The 5452-nt window shown below is 56.5% G+C and carries 1 protein-coding gene and 3 rRNA genes; 3 read left to right on the forward strand and 1 reads right to left on the reverse strand.

The annotated features are described in order from the left end of the window. The 3 genes from ACIPTO_RS42770 to rrf all read left to right on the forward strand — a co-directional run. Window positions 1-1053, forward strand: a 16S ribosomal RNA gene (locus ACIPTO_RS42770); the annotation flags it as partial. A gap of 423 nt (window positions 1054-1476) precedes the next feature. Beyond that, a 23S ribosomal RNA gene (locus tag ACIPTO_RS42775) occupies window positions 1477-4589 on the forward strand. 103 nt (window positions 4590-4692) lie between these two features. Then, window positions 4693-4809 (forward strand): 5S ribosomal RNA (gene rrf / locus ACIPTO_RS42780). 420 nt (window positions 4810-5229) lie between these two features. Here the strand turns inward: rrf and ACIPTO_RS42785 are convergent. Beyond that, on the reverse strand, window positions 5230-5452 hold a 223-nt coding region (locus ACIPTO_RS42785), incomplete at its 5' end, for a phosphoenolpyruvate carboxylase (RefSeq protein WP_401201277.1).

The following is a 5452-nucleotide window of genomic DNA, read 5'->3' on the forward strand; positions in this document are numbered from 1 at the left end:
GAAGAAGCGCCGGCTAACTACGTGCCAGCAGCCGCGGTAATACGTAGGGCGCAAGCGTTATCCGGAATTATTGGGCGTAAAGAGCTCGTAGGCGGTTTGTCGCGTCTGCTGTGAAATCCCGAGGCTCAACCTCGGGCCTGCAGTGGGTACGGGCAGACTAGAGTGCGGTAGGGGAGATTGGAATTCCTGGTGTAGCGGTGGAATGCGCAGATATCAGGAGGAACACCGATGGCGAAGGCAGATCTCTGGGCCGTAACTGACGCTGAGGAGCGAAAGGGTGGGGAGCAAACAGGCTTAGATACCCTGGTAGTCCACCCCGTAAACGTTGGGAACTAGTTGTGGGGACCATTCCACGGTTTCCGTGACGCAGCTAACGCATTAAGTTCCCCGCCTGGGGAGTACGGCCGCAAGGCTAAAACTCAAAGGAATTGACGGGGACCCGCACAAGCGGCGGAGCATGCGGATTAATTCGATGCAACGCGAAGAACCTTACCAAGGCTTGACATACACCAGAACGGGCCAGAAATGGTCAACTCTTTGGACACTGGTGAACAGGTGGTGCATGGTTGTCGTCAGCTCGTGTCGTGAGATGTTGGGTTAAGTCCCGCAACGAGCGCAACCCTCGTTCTATGTTGCCAGCACGTAATGGTGGGAACTCATGGGATACTGCCGGGGTCAACTCGGAGGAAGGTGGGGATGACGTCAAATCATCATGCCCCTTATGTCTTGGGCTTCACGCATGCTACAATGGCCGGTACAAAGGGCTGCAATACCGTGAGGTGGAGCGAATCCCAAAAAGCCGGTCCCAGTTCGGATTGAGGTCTGCAACTCGACCTCATGAAGTCGGAGTCGCTAGTAATCGCAGATCAGCAACGCTGCGGTGAATACGTTCCCGGGTCTTGTACACACCGCCCGTCAAGTCATGAAAGTCGGTAACACCTGAAGCCGGTGGCCCAACCCTTGTGGAGGGAGCCGTCGAAGGTGGGATCGGTAATTAGGACTAAGTCGTAACAAGGTAGCCGTACCGGAAGGTGCGGCTGGATCACCTCCTTTCTAAGGAGCATCTGGCACTGATGGCCTTCGGGTTGTGAGTGTCCAGGCGCCGGATCAGACCGTTCGTGTCTGCCGGTTAGCTCATGGGTGGAACATTTGACTTGGTGTCGGGGACGAGGTTCTCGGGTTTAGTACGTGGCTTGCCATTGGAATGATCTGGTTCGGAGTTTTTGACACATGCACGCTGTTGGGTCCTGAGGGGCCGGGCGCTGATCGCGCTGGTTGTGAGACCGGTGGTGGTTGGTGGCTGTTCCTCGAGGGCCTTTTCTTGATGTCGCGGTTGTGATGTCGGGGAGGGGTACCGCCCGTACTTTGAGAACTACACAGTGGACGCGAGCATCTTCGACATGAGCCTTCGGGTTTGTGTCGTGAAGATGATCTTAAAGATCATTAGTCAATTTTTTGACGATTCAACTCATGTGATTTCAAGTCTTTAAGAGCAAACGGTGGATGCCTTGGCATCTGGAGCCGAAGAAGGACGTAGCAATCTGCGATAAGCCTCGGGGAACTGATAAGCGAGTTTTGATCCGAGGGTGTCCGAATGGGGAAACCCCGCCAGGGCGCGTGCGTACCTGGTGACTCCCGCCTGAATATATAGGGCGGGTAGAGGGAACGTGGGGAAGTGAAACATCTCAGTACCCACAGGAAGAGAAAGCAACAGCGATTCCGTGAGTAGTGGCGAGCGAAATCGGAAGAGGCTAAACCTAGCGTGTGTGATAGCCGGCAGGCGTTGCATGTTGGGGGTTGTGGGACTTTTCGGATTGTTCTGCCGAGCAGTCGACGTGACAAGAGGGTATAGACGAACGGTTTTGAATGGCCGGTCATAGAGGGTGCGAACCCCGTAGTCGAAATGCCTGTTCTTGGCGTGAAGAGTATCCCAAGTAGCACGGGGCCCGAGAAATCCCGTGTGAATCTGTCAGGACCACCTGATAAGCCTAAATACTCCCAGATGACCGATAGCGGACAAGTACCGTGAGGGAAAGGTGAAAAGTACCCCGGGAGGGGAGTGAAATAGTACCTGAAACCGTTTGCTTACAAACCGTTGGAGCCTCCTTAGTAGGGGTGACAGCGTGCCTTTTGAAGAATGAGCCTGCGAGTTAGCGATACGTGGCGAGGTTAACCCGTGTGGGGTAGCCGTAGCGAAAGCGAGTCTGAATAGGGCGATTCAGTCGCGTGTCCTAGACCCGAAGCGAAGTGATCTATCCATGGCCAGGTTGAAGCGACGGTAAGACGTCGTGGAGGACCGAACCCACTTAGGTTGAAAACTGAGGGGATGAGCTGTGGATAGGGGTGAAAGGCCAATCAAACTTCGTGATAGCTGGTTCTCTCCGAAATGCATTTAGGTGCAGCGTTGCGTGTTTCTTGCCGGAGGTAGAGCTACTGGATGGCCGATGGGCCCTACAAGGTTACTGACGTCAGCCAAACTCCGAATGCCGGTAAGTGAGAGCGCAGCAGTGAGACTGTGGGGGATAAGCTTCATAGTCGAGAGGGAAACAACCCAGACCACCAACTAAGGTCCCTAAGCGCGTGCTAAGTGGGAAAGGATGTGGAGTTGCTTTGACAACCAGGAGGTTGGCTTAGAAGCAGCCACCCTTGAAAGAGTGCGTAATAGCTCACTGGTCAAGTGATTCCGCGCCGACAATGTAACGGGGCTCAAGCACGCCACCGAAGTTGTGGCATTGACATTTTTGGTAGGCCTTCGTGGTCCAGCCGTGTTGATGGGTAGGAGAGCGTCGTGTGGCGAGTGAAGCGGCGGGGTGACCCAGCCGTGGACGCTACACGAGTGAGAATGCAGGCATGAGTAGCGAATGACGTGTGAGAAACACGTCCTCCGAAAGACCAAGGGTTCCAGGGTCAAGCTAATCTTCCCTGGGTAAGTCGGGACCTAAGGCGAGGCCGACAGGCGTAGTCGATGGACAACGGGTTGATATTCCCGTACCGGCGAAGAACCGCCCAAGCTAATCCAGTGGTGCTAAGAGTCCTAGCTCACGCTTTAGCCGATCCCTTCGGGGTGAGGCGGGTGTGTGTGAACGCTCGACCCCATGCTGGTGCGGCTAGCGTATTAACAGGTGTGACGCAGGAAGGTAGCCCAAGCCAGGCGATGGTAGTCCTGGTGCAAGTGCGTAGGCCGACTCTTAGGCAAATCCGGGAGTCATTGAGGCTGAGACACGATGCGGATAAAAAGTGGGTGATCCTATGCTGCCGAGAAAAGCATCGACGCGAGGTTCTAGCCGCCCGTACCCCAAACCGACTCAGGTGGTCAGGTAGAGAATACCAAGGAGATCGAGAGAATCGTGGTTAAGGAACTCGGCAAAATGCCCCCGTAACTTCGGGAGAAGGGGGGCCATCCACTTATTAGGACTTGCTCCGAAAGGGTGTGGTGGCCGCAGAGACTAGTGGGTAGCGACTGTTTACTAAAAACACAGGTCCGTGCCAAGTCGCAAGACGATGTATACGGACTGACGCCTGCCCGGTGCTGGAAGGTTAAGAGGACCGGTTAGCCGCAAGGCGAAGCTGAGAATTTAAGCCCCAGTAAACGGCGGTGGTAACTATAACCATCCTAAGGTAGCGAAATTCCTTGTCGGGTAAGTTCCGACCTGCACGAATGGCGTAACGACTTCCCAACTGTCTCAACCGCGAACTCGGCGAAATTGCATTACGAGTAAAGATGCTCGTTACGCGCAGCAGGACGGAAAGACCCCGTGACCTTTACTACAGCTTGGTATTGGTGTTCGGTGTGGCTTGTGTAGGATAGGTGGGAGACGGTGAAGCATTCACGCCAGTGAGTGTGGAGTCATTGTTGAAATACCACTCTGGTCACTCTGGATATCTAACTTAGGACCGTGATCCGGTTCAGGGACAGTGCCTGGTGGGTAGTTTAACTGGGGCGGTTGCCTCCCAAAATGTAACGGAGGCGCCCAAAGGTTCCCTCAACCTGGTTGGCAATCAGGTGGCGAGTGTAAGTGCACAAGGGAGCTTGACTGTGAGACTGACAGGTCGAGCAGGGACGAAAGTCGGGACTAGTGATCCGGCAGTGGCTTGTGGAAGCGCTGTCGCTCAACGGATAAAAGGTACCTCGGGGATAACAGGCTGATCTTGCCCAAGAGTCCATATCGACGGCATGGTTTGGCACCTCGATGTCGGCTCGTCGCATCCTGGGGCTGGAGTAGGTCCCAAGGGTTGGGCTGTTCGCCCATTAAAGCGGTACGCGAGCTGGGTTTAGAACGTCGTGAGACAGTTCGGTCCCTATCCGCTGCGCGCGTAGGAAGTTTGAGAGGATCTGACCCTAGTACGAGAGGACCGGGTTGGACGAACCTCTGGTGTGTCAGTTGTTCCGCCAGGAGCACCGCTGATTAGCTACGTTCGGGATGGATAACCGCTGAAAGCATCTAAGCGGGAAGCCGGCCTCAAGATGAGACTTCCATACCCCTTGTGGGTGAGAGGCTCCCAGCCAGACTACTGGGTTGATAGGCCGGATGTGGAAGCGCAGTAATGCGTGAAGCTGACCGGTACTAATAAGCCGATGACTTGATAACACACCGTTTTTGGTGCTTGCGTCCACTGAGTGGTTCTCGATGTACGGTCGAGAACAACACAACAATGAACAATCGTTGTTGGTTTTTGAAACATCAATAGTGTTTCGGCGGCCATAGCGAGAGGGAAACGCCCGGTCACATTCCGAACCCGGAAGCTAAGCCTCTCAGCGCCGATGGTACTGCAGGGGGGACCCTGTGGGAGAGTAGGACACCGCCGGACTTCCTTTAACGAAATGGCCACCCAACGCTGGGTGGCCATTTCGCATTTACGGGCACATTCCGCCCGTACGGTGACAGCGCCGGTACGCACCCCCCTTCCTTTTGGTATCGGAGGGGGACGCGTACCGGCGCTTCGCCGTACCCGCGGAGCGACCCGTTTGGTGTACGTCGGCGCGCGGTCACGCTGTGCGTGGCAACAGCCTGCGGACGCGGCATGCCTTCGCACACCTGGGTTCAGAACCGCACGTTCAGCCCGACGCCGTCGCTCGACGCCGTCGTGCCGTCGTGGTGGCGTCGTCGTGCTCGCGCGGTCGTGTGGATATCGACGCCACCGAAGGTCGTGTGCGCATCGACGCCGCCGGAAAACGACGATGCGCCGACCCCGGGTGAGGGGCCGACGCATCGCGGGGGGTGGAGCGGTTCAGCCGGTGTTCTGAAGGCCGGCCGCGACACCGCTCACCGAGAGGAGGAGAAGGCGCTGGTGCTCGGCATCCGGAGTCGGGTTCTCGGCATCGACGTCCCGCAGGGCGCGCAGCGCGCGCAGCTGCAGGAGCGACAGTGCGTCGACGTACGGACTGCGCATCTTGACGGCCCGCTGCAGGATCGGCTTGTTCCCGAGCAGGTCGCCACCGGTGATCCGCTCG

It is taken from the genome of Streptomyces sp. NPDC090083, assembly GCF_044747445.1.
Taxonomy (GTDB): Bacteria; Actinomycetota; Actinomycetes; order Streptomycetales; family Streptomycetaceae; genus Streptomyces.